Source organism: Dactylosporangium sp. NPDC005555, assembly GCF_040605635.1.
Lineage (GTDB): Bacteria > Actinomycetota > Actinomycetes > Mycobacteriales > Micromonosporaceae > Dactylosporangium.
Genome location: NZ_JBEXDG010000054.1, coordinates 40,546 through 56,677, shown reverse-complemented (window position 1 = coordinate 56,677; position 16,132 = coordinate 40,546). Strand labels below are relative to the sequence as shown.

Sequence of the window (16,132 nt, the reverse complement as noted above, 5' to 3'; positions counted from 1 at the left end):
AGTGGCCGCTCATCATGGGCGCAGTTCTGGCTCAGGCCGACGCCGCAGCGCAGCGGAGGTGGCGGCATGAGCGGCCCGGAGCGCAGCGGAGTGGCTGCTCATCATGGGCGCAGTTCTGGCTCAGGCCGACGCCGCAGCGCAGCGGAGGTGGCGGCATGAGCGGCCAGCGGAGCGGCTCGGGCCGCTCATCATGTGGCAGCATCGGCTCAGGCCGACGCCGGAGCGCAGCGGAGGTGGCGGCATGAGCGCACGGCCGCTGATCCGGCGGGAGAATCCGGCCCGGCACGCCGAGGTCGTCGGGCGGGTCGTGCCCGTCGCCCGCAACATCCCCGACCGGGTCGACGACGCCGTCCGTGCCGCGCACGCCGCGTTCCGCGAGTGGTCCGGCGTCACCGTCGACGAGCGGCTCGTCGCGCTGCGGGAGGTCGCCGAGGCGCTCTCCGAGGACGTCGAAGGGCTTGCGGTCCTGCTCGCGCGGGAGATCGGCAAGCCGCTCGCCGACTGCCGGGGCGAGATCGGGTTCGCCGTGCAGCACCTGCGGTGGGTCATCGAGTACGCGCCGGGCGCGTACGCCGACCGGGAGCTCGACGACGCGCAGGGCCGGCTGCTGAGCGTCCGCAAGCCCTACGGCGTGGTCGTCGCCGTCACCCCGTGGAACGCGCCGGTCATCCTCGCGATGCTGAAGCTCGCCGCGGCGCTCGCCGCCGGCAACACCGTCATCGTCAAGCCGTCCCCGCTCGGCCCGCTCACCGTCGACCGGGTCGTGCGGCTGTTCCAGGCGCACCTCCCGGACTCCGCCGTCCAGGTCATGCACGGCCACGCCGACCTGGTCACGGCGCTCGTCACGCACCGCCTCGTGCGGAAGGTCGCGTTCACCGGCGGCGAGGACGCCGGGCGGGCGATCGCCGCCGCGTCGGCGGACCGGCTCATCCCGGCGGTCCTCGAGCTCGGCGGCAACGACCCGGCCGTGTTCCTGTCCGACGCGCCGTTCGACGACGCGGTGATGGAGCGGCTCGTCATGGCGAGCTTCGCGACCGCCGGTCAGGTGTGCATGGCCGCGAAACGGCTGTACGTGCCGCGCGCCCGGCAGACCGGGTTCGTCGACGCCTACGTGGCCGCCGCGCGGCGCGTCCTGGTCGTCGGCGATCCCCTCACCGACGGCGTCACGATGGGGCCGCTCATCAGCGCCGGCACGCAGTCCCGCGCGTTCGAGCTGGCGACCGCCGCCGACCACACCGCCGGGAGGGTCATCGACCTGGGCACCGAGGCCGACGGCTATGACGAGACGGCGGGCTACTTCTCCCCGCCGCTGCTCGTCGTCGACCCCCGGCCCGACGCGGCACTGATCCACGAGGAGCAGTTCGCGCCGGTCGTGCCGCTGATCCTCTACGACGACGAGGACCAGGTCCTGGCCATGGCCAACGACGACGACCTCGGTCTCGCCGCGTCGGTGTGGAGCGCCGACGAGGACCGCGCGTTCGCGTTCGCCCGGCGTCTGGAGGCCGGGTTCGCGTTCGTCAACACGCACAACCGCACCGGCATGTCGCTGCGGGCCCCGTTCGGCGGGGTGAAACGGTCCGGCTGGGGCCGCGAGTACGGCGAGGAGGGCCTCGCCGAGTACGTCCAGACGTGCGTCGTGCACGCCCCGGCCGCCTTCCGCGCGGGCGGTGCCGGCCTGTCCCCCACCGCCTACCCGTCGTAGCGCGCCGACACCCCGGATCGTCGCCGGGTCCCGCACCACCGGCGCCGGCCCGCGCGAGGAGCCGGGTCAGGGCGGGCGGCGGCGGCGGGCGAGGGCGACGTCGGTGACGGCGGCGGCGAGGGCGAGGACGACGAGGCCGATCGCGACCGTCAGCGCCATCTCGAACGCCGCCGTCCAGTCGCCCGAGGTGGCGTCGAGCCGGGCGAAGAACACGGCGCCGATCGCGGCGATGCCGAACGCGGCGCCGACGCGTTGCGCGGTCTGCACGACGCCGGCGGCGCTGCCGGACCGGTCGACCGGCACGTCGGCGAGGGTGAGGGTCTGGTTGGGGGTGATGACCAGGCCGCTGCCGATGCCGGCGAGCAGCAGCGGCGCCGACAGCGCCCAGGGTGACGGCACCAGGTACAGCACGGCGACCGTTCCCGACAGGCCCGCGACGACGGTGATCAGCCCGGCGACGACGAGGGGCCGGCCGAACCGGTTCACGACCCGGCCGCCGGTGAACGCGGCGAGGGCCGAGCCGAGCGCGAACGGGGTGGTCGCCAGGCCCGCCTGCAGCGCCGTGAAGCCCTGCCCGCGCTGCAGGTACAGGGTGAGGATGAAGAAGTTCGCGGTGAACCCGCCGAAGTACAGCAGGACGACGGTCGTGCCGAGCGCGTAGGACCGCCGGCGGAACAGCTGCAGGTCCGCCAGGGGCGTGCCGGGGCACCGCAGCTCCCACCACACGAACCCGGCGAGGGTCAGGATGCCGGTGCCCACCAGGTACCAGTGCCGCTGCTCGATCAACGGGAGCAGCAGTTGCACGACCGCGACGCCCAGGAGCAGCACACCGACCGGGTCGAGGCTCTCCCGGCGGCGCCGGTCCGCGGGTCGCTGCGGCAGCAGCCGCCAGCCGAGCACCGCCGTGGCGAGACCGACGGGCACGTTGATGTAGAACACCCACCGCCAGCCGTCGTGCGGGCCGGCCAGCTGGATGATCACCCCGCCGAGCAGCGGGCCGGCGGCGGTGGCGATGCCGATCGTGGCACCGAGCAGCCCGAACGGCCTGGCCCGCTCCGGCGGCGCGTACAGGCGCTGGATGAGGCCGGTGACCTGCGGGTTGACCACGCCGGCGAAGGCGCCCTGGACGAGGCGGGCGACGACCAGCCACGCCTCGCTCTGCGCCGCTCCCGCCGCGGCGCTGGCGGCGGTGAACCCGACGAGCCCGGCGACGAAGACGGGCCGGATGCCGCGGGCGTCGCCGAACCGGCCGGCGGGCACCAGCAGCAGGCCGAACGTGAGCGCGTATCCGGACAGGACCCACTGCAGCCCGCTGGAGCCCATGTGCAGATCGGCCTGCATGGAGGGGATGGCGACGTTGACGATGCTGACGTCGAGCAGCGTCATGAACGCCGCCACGAGTGCGATCGCAAGCGCCCGGCCTCTCATCGTCCCCGTGTTGCCCGCGCGCCGCCGGTTCATGCCCGGCGGCGCTCACCACGCAGCGCTCGTTTCGTGCCGGGCGCGGCGGCTCTCAGAAGTCGACGGCGGTGCGGGACGCCAGGCGCGGGCGCAGCCAGGCGCCGACCTCCTGGTGCGCCTCGTGCGACTGGTAGCCGCGCAGCCCGTCCAGGTCGTCGTGGGTGGTGATCATGCACAGGTCGCCGGACACGTCGCCGCGCACGGTGTCCAGTCCCACAAGCATCGAGCGGACCTGCGGCACCACCCCCACCAGGGCTTCCAGTCGATCCTTGGCCTCCGGCGCGTCGGCGGGATCCACGAACTTCATGACGACGACATGGGTCAGCACGACAATCGGCCTCTCTTTCAGTGAACGCGCGGCGAGTGTATGTTCGGGAAACACTGTTCCGCTAGAGGAACCAGGAGGCCCTCGTGAGGGTTGCCGCTGTCCAGTTCGCCGTCGGTCAGGACGTGTCCGCGAACCTCGCGAACTGCCTGCGGATGATCGACCAGGCCGCCGCCGAGGGCGCGGATCTGGTGGTCCTGCCGGAGTTCTGCAACCACCTGTCGTGGTACGACGACCGCGACCATGCCCGGCGCATGGCCTGCCGGCCCGGCGACGCGTTCCTGACCGCGGTCGCCGGCCGGGCCGCCCGCCACGCCGTCCACGTGAAGATCAACGTCACGCTCGCCCGCGACGACGGCCGGACCACCGGCACCAACCTGCTCTTCGGGCCGGACGGCGCACTGCTCGGGCAGAGCGACAAGCAGACCCTGATGGGCAGCGAGAACGACCACCTGCACCGCGGCAGCGAGAACGGGCCGGTCGTCGGCACCGCCTTCGGTACCGTCGGCATGTATGCCTGCATGGAGGGCGTCGCACCCGAGGTGGCCCGCGGTCTCGCGCTGCGCGGGGCGGAGGTGCTGCTCAACAGCCTCAACTCGTTCGCCACCGACGAGGCGAGCCTGCACATCCCGGTGCGGGCGGCGGAGAACCGGGTCTGGGTCGTGGCGGCCAACAAGGTCGGCCCGCTGCTGCCCGCCGACAAGCTCGACGTCATCAGCGCCGGGCTCAAGGTGCCGCCGGAGTGGCTGCACGGCGCCGGGGAGAGCCAGATCGTGGCGCCCGACGGCACCGTCGTGGCGAAGGGCCCCCGGTCCGGTGAGGCGGTCGTGATCGCCGACATCGACCCGGCCACGGCCCGCGACAAGCGACGGCCCGACGGCACCGACCGGTTCACCGCGCGGCGCGGGCCGGTCTACGCGCCGATCGGCCTGCCGCCGCGGGTGCCCTCCAGGCCGGCGGCCGCCGAGTCGCTGCGGGCCGCCGTGGTGCGAGCGTGCGACGACGTCAAGGACGCCCTGGCCGCCGGGGCGCGGCTCCTGGTGCTGCCGGAGCTGCAGGAGCCGTCGGTCGTGCCGGCCCTGCGGGACCTCCTGCGGGGCACGGAGGCGGTCGCGGTGACCAGCGTCCTGGAGGACGGCGCGCACGTCGGCGTCGTGGTCTCCGGCGCCGGTGTCATCGGCAGGCAGTTGCAGCTGCACCCGGTCGCGCGCCTCGACGGCCGGGTCGGCCGGCACGGCGACGACGTGCGGACGTTCGACCTGCCGTGGGGGCGGCTCGCCGTCGTGGTCGGCGACGACGCCATCTATCCGGAGGTGTTCCGGGTGGCCGCGATCGCCGGCGCGGACGTGGTCGCGGTGCCGTTCACCCCCGCCGAGGACTGGGAGCTCGCTCTGGGCCTGCCCGAGCGCGCGGCGGAGAACCGGCTCAACATCGTCGCCGCCTCCGCCCTGGAGCACCCGGCCGCGTTCTACGCGCTGAGCCCCGACTTCACCCTGTGGACCGCCTGGGAGGGCCCCTTCACGGGCAGGATCAGCCACCCGGTCGTCACCGCCGTCGAGACGGGCACGCCGGTCGCCACGGCCGTCCTGGCGCCCGCACAGAGCCGCAACAAGCTGGTCTCGCGCGGCACCGACCTGCTCGACGGGCGGCCCTGGCAGCTCGTCGACGCCCTGACCCGTTGACATCCGTTACCCGTAGCGAAACACTGTTTCCATTGCAGCTTGAGAGTTGGGGAGTGAGCGCGTGGAGGAAACCGTCCAGCACGTCGAGGAGATGCTCGACGCGTCGCCCGTGATCGACGTCCACGACACCTTCGCACAGTTCCAGCAGCTCCTGGCGGATCTCAAGGCCAAGATCGACGCGAGGTTCGCCACGACGCGCGACCCGTCGACCGACACACTGGAGCAGTACGGGACGTATCCGGAGGGTCCGGGCGGCCGGGTCGCCGCCTACAGCGGGACGGAGGTCGACTGGATGGTGCACTCGTGGCTGGGCGACCCGTCGCGCAGCTTCGTCAACCTGCACCTCACCTGCTGGCTCGGCCCGCAGGTCAAGGTGCCGCACCTCGGCATCGCGCTGCTGTGCTGGCCCGGCGGCTGGTTCTACACCGACTACATCCCGCGCACCGACATCGTCGTGGACGGCGACTACTTCGACCGCTACTACGCGGGCCCCAACGACGCGTGGCTGGAGCACCGGGCCGACGAGGAGTTCGCCTGGTTCACCAGCCGGGCCGGCTTCATCCGCGCCTCCCTGTCGCCGAACGCGTACGTGTACTCGTTCGAACGCAAGGAACGCAACCTCAAGGTGGTCGGCGACGTGCTGCACGCGCGGGTCGACCAGTGGCTGGCGTGGGTCGACTCCGCAGAGGCGGTGCCGTTGTACGAGCGCGACGCCCTGCGCGAGCGGGACCTGGCGACCCGGCGCAACATCGCCGACCGGGACCCGGCCAACGTGATGGGTGTGCGGTACTTCGGCGAGGAGCTCACGTCCCGTCTCGTCCGGGCCCTCTGGGGCGGCGACCGCGAACTGCCCCGGCCATGACCGGCCCGGAGCGCAGCGGAGAGGCTGGTCATCATGAGCACAGCTTTCAGTCGGGGCGGCGCCGGAGCGCAGCGGAGGTGACGTCGTGAGCACCGTCCGCTCCCTGTGGTCCGCCGTGACGATCCCCGGCGCGCCGGACCCCTTCGCCACCGCACATCTCAAGGTGCACTACCCGGCCCTGGTCACCGGGTCGGACGCCGAGCGGCTCAGCGGCGTCTTCCAGGCCGACCCTTCGGGCGGCCCGTATCCGGTGGTCCTGGTGCTCAGCGGCATCAACGTCGGGCAGGACGCCTACCGCTGGCTCGCCGTCGAGCTCGCCGGGCAGGGGTTCGCCGTCGTCACCTACGACTGGGTCGGTCCCCTGTTCGCCGGCCAGGTCGGCATCACGCCCGGCGTCGACCTCGCCCTCGCCCGGCCCGGCACGTACGGCGACGGCCCCACCTGCCAGGCCCTGGATCCGATCCTCCGGCGGCTGGCCGCGCTCGACGCCGACGAGGGCCCGCTGCGGGGCGCGCTCGACCTGGACCGGGTCGCGCTGTTCGGGCACTCCGCCGGCGGCACCGTGGCGCTGCAGTCGGGGCGGTTCTTCCCGCAGGTGCGGGCGGTCGCCACGTACGGCGCGCACACGATGGTCTCCACGATGCTCGGCTGGCCCGCCGGCCACATCGCCGAGGCGCTCGTCGACTCGCCGGTGCTGCTGCTCGCGGGCACACAGGACGGCGTCATCGCCGCCTCCGCCGACCGCTACGGCAGCTCCGGCGGCGCCCCGCACGACCCGGTCGGCCGCACGTTCGACGAGGCGCTCAAGGACCGCGACGGCGACCACGTCCTCGCCACCCTGCACGGCGCCAACCACTTCAGCGTCGTCGAGCCCGCCGACCCCACCGCCGCCCGGTCGTTCCTCGACCGTCCGTCCACTGTGGGCGAAGCGACGGCCCGCGGCGCCATCGCCGGCCTGCTGACCGCGTTCCTCCACACCCACCTGCGCGGCGGCGATCCGGCCGCGCTCGACACGTTCCCCCCGGACCTGGTGTCCGTCCGGCGCCGCTGATCCGCGCTTAGGAGCACTGCATGTTGAAGAACTTCTGGTACGCGGTCGAGTTCGCCGACCGGGTCACCACCAAACCCCGGCGCGCCACGTGTCTCGGGCAGGAGCTGGTGCTGTACCGCACGCCCAAGGGCCGCCCCGTCGCCCTGTCCGACCTGTGCGTCCACCGCGGCGCCGCGCTGTCCGGCGGCTGGGTCAAGGACGACTCGATCGTCTGCCCGTACCACGGCTGGGAGTACGACCCCAGCGGCGCGTGCGTGAAGATCCCCGCGAACCAGCCGGGCCGCGGCATCCCGAAGAAGGCCCGGGTCGACTCGTACCCGGTGCAGGAGCGCTACGGCTTCATCTGGGTGTTCCTCGGCGACCTTCCGGAGCAGGAGCGCCCGCCGATCCCGGTCTGGCCCGAGTTCGACGACCTCGTCGGCAACGGCGGCCGGTTCAAGGCCGTCACCGGCGAGTACCTGTGGAAGTCCAACTACGAGCGGATCCTCGAGAACGGCTGCGACATCGCGCACACGCCGTTCGTGCACGCCGGCGCCTTCGGCAACCCCGAACGCCCCGACGTCGAGGAGTACGAGCTCGAGATCCCCGACGAATGGTCGGCGTTCGCGACGGTGCGGCTGCATCCTCCGGCGCCCAAAGGCATCTGGGCGATGGTCGGGCGGCGCGGGAAGGACCTCAAGGAGCGCCCGCCGGTGGCGACGACGGCCGGCTGGATGCTCCCGAACATGATCAAGCTGCATGTGCGGCTGCCGCTGGGCAACCTCATCATCTACGACACCAACATCCCCGTCGACGAGACCACGACGCTCGTGAAGTGGGTCGCGCTGCGCGACTTCTTCACCGGCAACTGGGCCGACAGGAACGCGATCCAGCGGGTGGAGAAGATCTTCGGCCAGGACGCCCCCGTCGTCGACAAGGTCCGCCCCGAGCTGCTGCCCTTCGACCTCGGCGCGGAGCTGCACGTGAAGAGCGACCTGATCGCCGTGCACTACCGCCGCCGCCGGCAGGAGCTCGCCGAGCAGGGCTGGCTCCTCGGCGACGAGGACCGCATCATGGGCGACGTCCCGCGCCGCGAGGCGACGGTCATCGCGTCCCCGGCCCGCCGGGAGAACCCGGAACTCGCCCGCGCCTGGGTGCACAAGGCGAAGGGCGAACACCCCACGGTCGCCGAGGCGGAGCGTCTCGGACAGGCCTATTTGGAGGACCAGTGATGTCGCTTCCCTTCGCGCTCGCCACGCGGGCCCTCGACGCGATCCTCGCCCGGCCGGCCCTTGCCCTCACCGAGGTCGGCTCGCCCTACCGGGAGCTGCGCTCGCCCATGTCGCCGGCGCAGGTCGGCATGGTGCGGGTCTGGGAAGGTCCCGCCGCGATCTCGCGGGTGGTGTACGTCGGGCTGACGGTGCCACCGATCGGGCTCGACTCGCACATGGTGTTCGCGTTCACCGCCCCGAAGTCCGGGGTCCCGCACTTCACCGTCGACTCCGTCCACGGTGGCGGGTACTACGCCTACCACCTGGACCTCATCCCCCGCGCCGAGCTGTCCTCGCACCTGTCCTACATGGACAGCGCGTACCATCCGCTGACGGCGCTCTACGAGGAGGCGTCGCAGCGCGAAGGGCTCAGCCGGGCGCACATCGGCCCGCGCCAGCATGCCCTGATGTCGCCGTGGATGCTGGTGCACCGCGCCGACGGGACCGCGTTCCGCGCGATGGACCCGATCGTCGACGCCTACGTGTCGCACTGGCTCGGCCTGGTCTCCGCCGGGCTGCCCGACGACGTGGCCGCCTCGCTGGGCGACACCGACCTCGCCACCCGCGACGCGACGGTCCGGGCCAACCTGTTCAGCCCGGCCGTCGACCCCGTGTGGGCGCAGGTGTCGCGGCTGCTCGGCGAGGCCGCCTCCGACGAGATCCGCGACGTGCTCATCGGCGGGCCGCTCACATGAGCGAGCCCTCGGAATGGCAGCAGCGCATCGCCGGTGAGTGGCACGGCCGGCCGAGCCTCTTCGACGCCGACGGCACCTGGCGCGGCTACGAGGACATCCGCCGCTCGTCGGTCTTCGCCGACGGCGTCACCACGTACTACATGGACGGCGGCCTCGAGGGCGGCGGCCCTCTCGCGGGCCGGTTCCGGCTCGGCGCGCCGTTCGCGTTCGGCGTCGTCGACTCCGACGCCGACCGGATCTACACCGGGCCCGACTTCTACGGCACCGGCCAGCCCTACGGCACGTTCGTCGACGCGCACTACTACGGCCCCGGCTGGCAGGTCGACCTGAACACCTGGAACCAGGTGCTCGGCGACGACACCCAGGTGTACTCCTCCATGCTGTTCCAGGGGCCGGCGGTCGTCGGCTGCTTCAACGGCGTGTACAAACGGGGCGTCTCCGCCTCGTCGTTGGAGCGGCACCTGGCGGCGGAGACCCGCAACGGGCCCGTGCCGTTCATCCTCCCCACCAAGCAGTCCGGCGCCTACAGTGGACAGTGCGAGCTGTGGGGCGCCGACCAGAAGCTCGCCGGGACGGTCGACGTCCAGATCGCGCTCACCCCGGTCGACCTGCTGCGCACCCGCCTGTCGGTCACCTGGTCCGGCGCGTTCGAACGCTCGTACACCGTGGACTGGCGGCGTGACGGGTTCCGGTCCTTCTACGAGGGGCCGGGCGCGTGGGGCAACGCGATCGCGTTCGGCCGGGCGAACTACAGCACCGTGCACTGCACCGACGTCGTGAAGGTGACGGGCCGCGAGTTCATGCTGGACGCCTCCCCCGGCATGGGCGCCGGCACCTCCCTCGCGGTGGCCTATCGCGTGTACCAGGGCGCCACGCTCACCGGAGTCGTGCACGGCTCGCTGTCGTGGAGTGCCTCATGACCGTCGTCGTGGTCACCGGCGGCACCCGGGGCATCGGCGCCGGACTGGTCCGTGAGTTCCTCACCCGGGACTGCCAGGTCGTCTACTGTGGACGTTCGCTGCCGGCCGGGTCTGCGGACCCCCGGTCGCTCGGGGTGGTCGCCGACGTGACCGACCGGGCCGCCGTGCGGCAGCTGTGGGACTCGGCGATCGCCGCGTTCGGGCGGGTCGACATCTGGGTCAACAACGCCGGGGTGAGCACCGCCCGGAAACCGCTGTGGGAGCTGCCGCCGGACGAGCTCGACGCCGTCGTCGACGTGAACCTGCGCGGGCTCGCCCACGCCAGCGCGGTGGTCGTCGCCGCCATGCGCGCCCAGGGACACGGGGCCCTGTGGAACATGGAGGGCTTCGGCTCCGGCAACCAGAAGGCGCCCGGGCTCGCCGCGTACGGCATGACGAAACGGGCCGTCACATACCTCACCGACGCCTTGGCGAAGGAACTCGGCAAGGACTCACCGGTCACCGTCGCGCACCTGTCGCCCGGCATGGTCGTCACCGACCTGCTGTCCCGCGACTACACGCCCGAGGAGTTCGCGAAGGCGAAGAAGATCTTCAACATCCTCGCGGACAAGGTCGAGACGGTCACGCCGTGGCTCGCCGACCGGGTCCTCAAGGGCGTGCCGAACGGCGGCCGGGTCGCCTGGCTCACCACCCCCAAGGCGTTCGGGCGTTTCGCCACCGCCGCCTTCCGCCGCCGGGACCTGTTCGCATGACGGGCAACGACTACCCCGTCATCCTCGCCGTCGAGGACTTCGTGCCGACGTTCCTCGCCCTGTCCGGTTTCTGGCTGCTCGCCGGGCTCGGCCGGGTGACACCCGGACGTGCCGGGGCCGTCCTCATCGGTGCCGGCGGCATCGCGAAATCCGTCTGGAAGCTGCTCGTCGCCGGGTTCGGCGTCGACCTGCCGTGGCTGGAAGGCGCGTTGTTCCCGCTCATGTCGGCGGGTGCGGTGCTGCTGATCTGGGCGCTGCTGCCCAGGGCGCCGTGGTGGCCGTTCGCCGTCCTGTACGTCGCGGTGGCCTCCGGAGCTCTGGCCGCCTCGACGATGAAGCCCGTCTTCATCCTCGCCACCGCCGGGGTGACCACGGCCAGCGTCATCGGCGCCGTGTACGCCGGGCGGCGGCGCGACTGGACGGCCGTCGGGCTCTACGCGCTCGGCATCGTCCTCGTCACCGCGCTCGTGCCGCTGCGCAACCACCCCGACCACGAGACGCTGCGCCTGCAGTGGATCGAGCAGGGCACGAACACCGCCGCGCAGTTGGCGTTCCTCACCGCCGCGTGGCTGACCGTCCGCTCCTTCACCCGTCGCCCTGTTGAGGTGTCCGCATGACCGACGCTCTGGGATGGCGCCACAAGTTCGGCGTCATCGCCCCCTCCACCAACACGATCGTCGAGCCCGACTTCTACGCCATGGGCGTGCCCGGCGTCACCGCGCACTTCTCCCGCATCCACATCCGCGACCAGGACCTCTCCACCGACGAGGGCTTCGAGAACCTGCTGCTGCAGATCCGCGAGGAGATCGGCCACGCGTGCGAACGGGTCCTCACGTGCCAGCCCGACTTCATGGTCATGGGCATGTCCGCGGAGACCTTCTGGGGCGGGGTCGATGGCAACCGCGAGTTCGTCGCCCAGATCCACGGCATCACCGGCCTGCGGGTCGCCACGGGCGCCGAGGCCTGCGAGCGCGCCCTGCACCTCTACGGCGCCCGTAGGATCGGCGTCGTCACCCCGTACCAGCCGATCGGCGACGAGAACGTGGTCCGGTTCTTCTCCGAGCTCGGCTTCGAGGTCGTGCGGATCAAGGGCCTGCGCTGCCCGACGGCCGTGTCGATCGCCCACGTCACGGAGGCCGAGCTGCGCGCCGCGATCCTCGAGGTCGACGGCCCGGACGTCGACGCGATCGTGCAGTGCGGCACGAACCTGTCCATGGTCCGCCTCGCCGACGAGGCCGAACGCTGGCTCGGCAAGCCGGTGATCGCCATCAACGCCGCCACCTGGTGGATGGCCCTGCGCGACAACGACATCCAGGACAAGCTGCACGGTGCGGGCTCCCTCCTCCGCGACCACTGACCCACCCGGATGCAGGGTAGACTACGCAGAGCGACGCCTTCGAAGATCAATTAGGAGCGGTCGGCTAGCGTAGGTAACGAACGGAACGCCCCACCGCCGCCCACCTTCCGTAGGTTCTCTGGCGCCGCGTCCAACTGCTCACGACTCACGGAGCGACAGCGGGGTCACGGCCAGCCCGACGGCCCACGGCTCCTGGTCCGGCGGGCCTCACAACCCGCGCGGATGCCGGCGACGGCCTCGCACGGACAGCGGCTCACGGTTCGCGCGGTCAGCGGTCAGCTCACGGTCCACGGTCCACGGGTTCTCGCGCGGTCAGCGGTCAGCTCACGGGTCCACGGTTCTCGGGCGGTTCACGGGTCCACGGTTCGCGGAGCGGGCGGGTCACGGTTCGCGGAGCATCGCGCGCCAGGAGACGGCGATCGCGGCGATGGGCGGGGCGAGCAGGACACCGACCAGGCCGGCGAGGGCGCCGCCGACCAGCGTGGCGAGGAGGATCGCCACGGGGTGCAGGTCGAGGGCCCGGCCGAAGATGTAGGGACGCAGGACGCCCTCCAGGACGTTCTGCGTCACCAGGACGATCGCCAGCATCCACGCCGCCGCGACCGGCCCGCCGGCGCCGAGGGCGACCACGAGCGCGAACACCGCCGACACCCAGGCGCCGAGGTACGGCACGTACGCGGCGACGAACGTGATCAGCGCGATCATCCCGATCAGCGGCAGCCGGAGCACGACCGCGCCGAGGGTGATGACGACGGCGTCCATGGCCGCCACGACCGTCGTGCCGAGGACGTACTGGCGCAGCCGGACCGCGGCGCTGTCCAGCATGCGGCGGGCCAGGCCGGGCCGCAGCGGCAGCCGCCGGTCGAGGTGGTCGACGAACGCGGGACCGTCCTTGAACAGGTAGAACAGCAGGAACGCGCCCAGCAGCACGCCGAACGCGGCCTGCGCCACCAGCGCGGCGGTGCTCAGCAGCGCCGAGCCTGCGCCGAGCAGCGCGTCACGCCAGCGCGGCGAGCGCAGCAGCGTGTCCAGGGGGTCGGCGCCCAGCGCCGAGCGCAGGTGCTTGGCCGCTTCGTCGGCGACACTCGACCAGGTCTCGCCGGCGCCGGCCACGGTGTGCCACACGAGGACCCCGAGCACGATCAGTAGCACCGGCACCAGCAGCGCCCCGGCGAGCGCGGCGAGGGCCGCCGGGACCCCGTGCCGGCGCAGCGCGGCGACGACGGGTTGCAGCGCCGCGGCGACGGTCACGGCGACGAGGACCGGCGCGAGGACCGCGAGGACGACACCCACCCCGACGATCAGCGCGGCGGCCCCCACGACGACGCCCGTGACCAGCCAACCGGACCGGCCCAGCCGCCTGAGCCAAGAGGGCATGCGGCCACAGTGCCCGAGGAAGGCGGGGGCCGCGTCATGCCCGGCGGATGACCGCTCTCCCCATTGGATCGTATGGCCGGGCCGGGGACCGGCGGCGTCCGGGATGGACGCCGCACGAGGCCGGGATGCTCACTCTTCGAGGGCGGTCACGACCGTGCGCGCCTTGCGGCGGCTCAGGTGGAGCAGGCTCGCGAACGACACCCACGAGCCGTCGGTGAACTCGACCGTCAGCCGGCCCGGGTGCAGGCGATGCCAGCCGACGCGGGCGGACCGGACCTCGGACCGCGGCGCGTCCCACAGCGCCAGCAGCCGCTCGCCGGCCGGTCTGCCGTGCAGGGACGGCTCGTCGATGAAGTAGGCCTGGTCGCGCGGCTCGTACAGGCGCAGGCGGGCATCCGTGACCACCAGCAGCAGCGGGTTGTGCCCCAGGGTCGCCTTCCGGCACGCGGCGGCGGTCGACGTGGCCGCGCCGCGCCCGGACCGGCCGAACAGCAGCCACCAGAAGAACCCCTGCCCCGGCTTCGGCGGGGACAGGATCGCGCCGGCGACGGCGCCCGCGACGGTCCCCGCCGTCGCCGGTCCGTCGTCGCCGGCCGGCGGCAGCGGCGGGTCGACGCCGAGGGGCGCGTTCGCGACGACGGCGGCGAGGACCCGCTCCCCGGGCGCGAGCTCGGCGAGCGCGTCGGCGTAGACCGAAGCGGCGGACGGGTCAGTGTCCATCCCGGCCCCGCTCGGGCAGCGGCTCGAGCAGGGCCCGCACCGCGAACGCGACGGCGCTCGCGCCGAACGACACCGCGGCCGCGACCGCGGCGATGATGAGCTCGGCGAGGTACCACAGGATGAACTCGAAGATGATCTCGCAGAGCAGGTTGAACGCCTCGACGCAGGCGTTCGCCGCCTCGACGAGGATCTGCGCCATCTGGTCGAAGCCGTCGGCGAGGTCCTCGGCGACCTGCTGGTAGACGTCCCACAGCTGGAGCGACGCGGGCAGCGGCCCGAAGGACATCCGGCCGACCCCGGTGCCGGCGCGCATCGTCTCGAAGCGGTCCGCGACGGCGTGGGTCCGGCGCACGAACGACGTCATCTCGGCCGGATCGACGTAGCTTTCCTCTGCGCCCACTCCGCTCCCCCCGGTCGTGGTCGAATGCGGCAGAGGGTACCAATCCCGCGTCACAGCGGGCTGCCCCGATCTCCCGCGTCCGGTACCCTTCGACGAGGATGAATGGGGGTCGCCATGACAGCCGTGCAGCACGACCAGCAGTCCGAGGCGTTGCCGCCGTTGCCGTTGCCCGCCGCGACGGGCTGCCCGTTCGGCCCGCCGGCGGAGTTCGAGCAGCTGCGCGCCGGCAGCCCGGTGATCCGGGTCGGCTGCCCGACGGGGGTGCGGGCGTGGCTGGTGAGCCGCTACGCCGACGTGCGGGAGGTGCTCGGCGACCCGCAGCGCTTCAGCAACCGGCCCGGCACGGCCGCGCACATCCTGCTCGGCTTCGGCGGTGACATTCCCGTCGGCGAGGGCGAGTTCCCGCGCATGGACGGCGCGGAGCACCTGCGCTTCCGGCGGCGCATGGCCCCCGAGGTCTCCAACATGAAGCGGATCGGCCAGCTGCGCCCCCTCGTGCAGCAGATCGTCGACGAGCACCTCGACGCCCTCGCACAGGCGGCGACGCCGGTCGATCTGTACGGCGAGTTCGCCCGCCCGGTGACGACGGCCGTGATCGCCGGCCTGCTCGACGTCCCCAGGGACGACCACCACCTGTTCAAGAACGCGGCGGAGGCGCTGTCCGACGGCAGGTCCAGCGCCGAGGACGTCGCCGGCGCGATGCAGCCGCTGTTCGAATACCTGTACATGACGGTGGTGACCCGGCGCGCGAACCCCGGCGAGGACGTGATCAGCCGGATGATCGTGCGTAGCGACCAGACGGACCGGCCGTTCACCGACATGGAACTGGTCATGATGAGCGCCGCGATGCTCATCGCCGGATACGACACCACCGCCAGCATGATCAGTCACGGGCTCCTGGCGCTGCTGGAGCACCCGCACGAGCTGGACCGGCTCCGCGCCGACCCGTCGCTGGCCGGTGTCGCCGCCGAGGAGCTGGTGCGCTACCTCGGGGTCGGCGCGGGGCTGCTGCGCGAGGTCACCGAGGACACCGAGATCGCCGGGCAGCCGGTGCAGGCCGGCGACTACGTGGTCGTGGCCATCCAGTCGGCGAACCGGGACCCGGACCTGCATCCCGACGGCGACACCCTCGACATCGGCCGCGCGACCGGGCCGCACCTGGGCTTCGGGCACGGCCCGCACCAGTGCGTCGGCCAGCAGCTCGCCCGCCTGGAGCTGACCACGGTCCTGGCAACGCTGCCGCGGCGGATCCCGTCGCTGCGCCTCGCCGTGCCGCTCGACGACATCCGGCTCAAGGTCGACACGTCGGTGTACGGGCCGGAGACGCTGCCGGTCACGTGGGACGCGATCGAGCCGGCCGGGAAGGCGGACGTCTGATGCGGGTCGAGGTGGACACCGACAAGTGCATCGGCTCCGGCGTGTGCGCGCTCGTCGCCGGCGACGTGTTCGACCAGCGCGACGACGACGGTGTGGTGATCCTGCTCGCCGAGCGCCCGGCGGAGGAGCACCACGATTCGGTGTACGAGGCCGCGACCCGCTGCCCCGCGGCCGTCATCGAGGTGCACGCCGCCGGATAGG

General features: G+C 72.6%; 17 protein-coding genes. 12 read left to right on the top strand and 5 right to left on the bottom strand.

All coding sequences use genetic code 11. The features are described from left to right. Positions 1–241: 241 nt before the first annotated feature. On the top strand, positions 242–1,702 hold the full coding sequence (locus ABZS58_RS39555; RefSeq protein ID WP_354788748.1) for an aldehyde dehydrogenase family protein: 1,461 nt from the start codon (positions 242–244) through the stop codon (positions 1,700–1,702). Between the two features lie 66 nt (positions 1,703–1,768). On the opposite strand, the gene ABZS58_RS39550 is transcribed toward ABZS58_RS39555, so the two are convergent. Both ABZS58_RS39550 and ABZS58_RS39545 read right to left on the bottom strand, forming a co-directional pair. Beyond that, positions 1,769–3,163: an MFS transporter gene (locus ABZS58_RS39550; protein ID WP_354788747.1), complete on the bottom strand. Its 1,395-nt coding sequence runs from the start codon at positions 3,161–3,163 to the stop codon at positions 1,769–1,771. A gap of 52 nt (positions 3,164–3,215) precedes the next feature. After that, positions 3,216–3,491, bottom strand: coding sequence for a Dabb family protein (locus ABZS58_RS39545; RefSeq protein ID WP_354788745.1), 276 nt, complete (start codon positions 3,489–3,491; stop codon positions 3,216–3,218). Between the two features lie 83 nt (positions 3,492–3,574). Between ABZS58_RS39545 and ABZS58_RS39540 the strand changes: the two genes are divergently transcribed. From ABZS58_RS39540 to ABZS58_RS39500, 9 genes are all read left to right on the top strand, one after another. Continuing rightward, complete coding sequence (locus ABZS58_RS39540) at positions 3,575–5,170, top strand: nitrilase-related carbon-nitrogen hydrolase (RefSeq protein ID WP_354788744.1); 1,596 nt, start codon at positions 3,575–3,577, stop codon at positions 5,168–5,170. 61 nt (positions 5,171–5,231) lie between these two features. Beyond that, a complete protein-coding gene (locus ABZS58_RS39535; RefSeq protein WP_354788743.1) occupies positions 5,232–6,032 on the top strand; it encodes an oxidoreductase in 801 nt (266 codons plus the stop codon). An 85-nt stretch (positions 6,033–6,117) separates the two neighbouring features. Next, positions 6,118–7,083, top strand: a complete 966-nt coding sequence (locus tag ABZS58_RS39530; RefSeq protein ID WP_354788742.1) for an alpha/beta hydrolase — start codon at positions 6,118–6,120, stop codon at positions 7,081–7,083. Between the two features lie 20 nt (positions 7,084–7,103). Further along, positions 7,104–8,294, top strand: a complete 1,191-nt coding sequence (locus ABZS58_RS39525) for an aromatic ring-hydroxylating dioxygenase subunit alpha (RefSeq protein ID WP_354788741.1) — start codon at positions 7,104–7,106, stop codon at positions 8,292–8,294. Next, entirely contained in the window at positions 8,294–9,028 is a 735-nt protein-coding gene (locus tag ABZS58_RS39520; protein WP_354788739.1) for a hypothetical protein, read from the top strand. The genes ABZS58_RS39525 and ABZS58_RS39520 overlap by 1 nt, the downstream gene beginning before the upstream one ends. Continuing rightward, positions 9,025–9,948, top strand: coding sequence for a hypothetical protein (locus ABZS58_RS39515; RefSeq protein ID WP_354788737.1), 924 nt, complete (start codon positions 9,025–9,027; stop codon positions 9,946–9,948). The genes ABZS58_RS39520 and ABZS58_RS39515 overlap by 4 nt, the downstream gene beginning before the upstream one ends. Beyond that, on the top strand, positions 9,945–10,700 hold the full coding sequence (locus tag ABZS58_RS39510) for an SDR family oxidoreductase (RefSeq protein WP_354788736.1): 756 nt from the start codon (positions 9,945–9,947) through the stop codon (positions 10,698–10,700). The genes ABZS58_RS39515 and ABZS58_RS39510 overlap by 4 nt, the downstream gene beginning before the upstream one ends. Continuing rightward, positions 10,697–11,317, top strand: coding sequence for a hypothetical protein (locus ABZS58_RS39505; protein ID WP_354788734.1), 621 nt, complete (start codon positions 10,697–10,699; stop codon positions 11,315–11,317). Before ABZS58_RS39510 ends, ABZS58_RS39505 begins: the two co-directional genes overlap by 4 nt. Beyond that, positions 11,314–12,057 (top strand): arylmalonate decarboxylase, encoded by a 744-nt coding sequence (locus tag ABZS58_RS39500; RefSeq protein WP_354788733.1) that lies wholly within the window; start codon positions 11,314–11,316, stop codon positions 12,055–12,057. Before ABZS58_RS39505 ends, ABZS58_RS39500 begins: the two co-directional genes overlap by 4 nt. A gap of 381 nt (positions 12,058–12,438) precedes the next feature. On the opposite strand, the gene ABZS58_RS39495 is transcribed toward ABZS58_RS39500, so the two are convergent. The 3 genes from ABZS58_RS39495 to ABZS58_RS39485 all read right to left on the bottom strand — a co-directional run bounded on the left by ABZS58_RS39495 (position 12,439) and on the right by ABZS58_RS39485 (position 14,554). After that, positions 12,439–13,434: an AI-2E family transporter gene (locus ABZS58_RS39495; RefSeq protein WP_354788732.1), complete on the bottom strand. Its 996-nt coding sequence runs from the start codon at positions 13,432–13,434 to the stop codon at positions 12,439–12,441. A gap of 129 nt (positions 13,435–13,563) precedes the next feature. After that, the gene (locus ABZS58_RS39490; RefSeq protein WP_354788731.1) at positions 13,564–14,154 is read right to left on the bottom strand and encodes a hypothetical protein; all 591 of its coding nucleotides are present in this window, start codon (positions 14,152–14,154) and stop codon (positions 13,564–13,566) included. After that, positions 14,144–14,554, bottom strand: coding sequence for a hypothetical protein (locus ABZS58_RS39485; protein ID WP_354788729.1), 411 nt, complete (start codon positions 14,552–14,554; stop codon positions 14,144–14,146). Before ABZS58_RS39485 ends, ABZS58_RS39490 begins: the two co-directional genes overlap by 11 nt. Before the next feature lie 114 nt (positions 14,555–14,668). Between ABZS58_RS39485 and ABZS58_RS39480 the strand changes: the two genes are divergently transcribed. Beyond that, a complete protein-coding gene (locus ABZS58_RS39480) occupies positions 14,669–15,931 on the top strand; it encodes a cytochrome P450 (RefSeq protein WP_354788728.1) in 1,263 nt (420 codons plus the stop codon). Beyond that, on the top strand, positions 15,928–16,131 hold the full coding sequence (locus tag ABZS58_RS39475) for a ferredoxin (RefSeq protein WP_354788775.1): 204 nt from the start codon (positions 15,928–15,930) through the stop codon (positions 16,129–16,131). The genes ABZS58_RS39480 and ABZS58_RS39475 overlap by 4 nt, the downstream gene beginning before the upstream one ends. The last annotated feature ends 1 nt before the right edge of the window (position 16,132 follow it).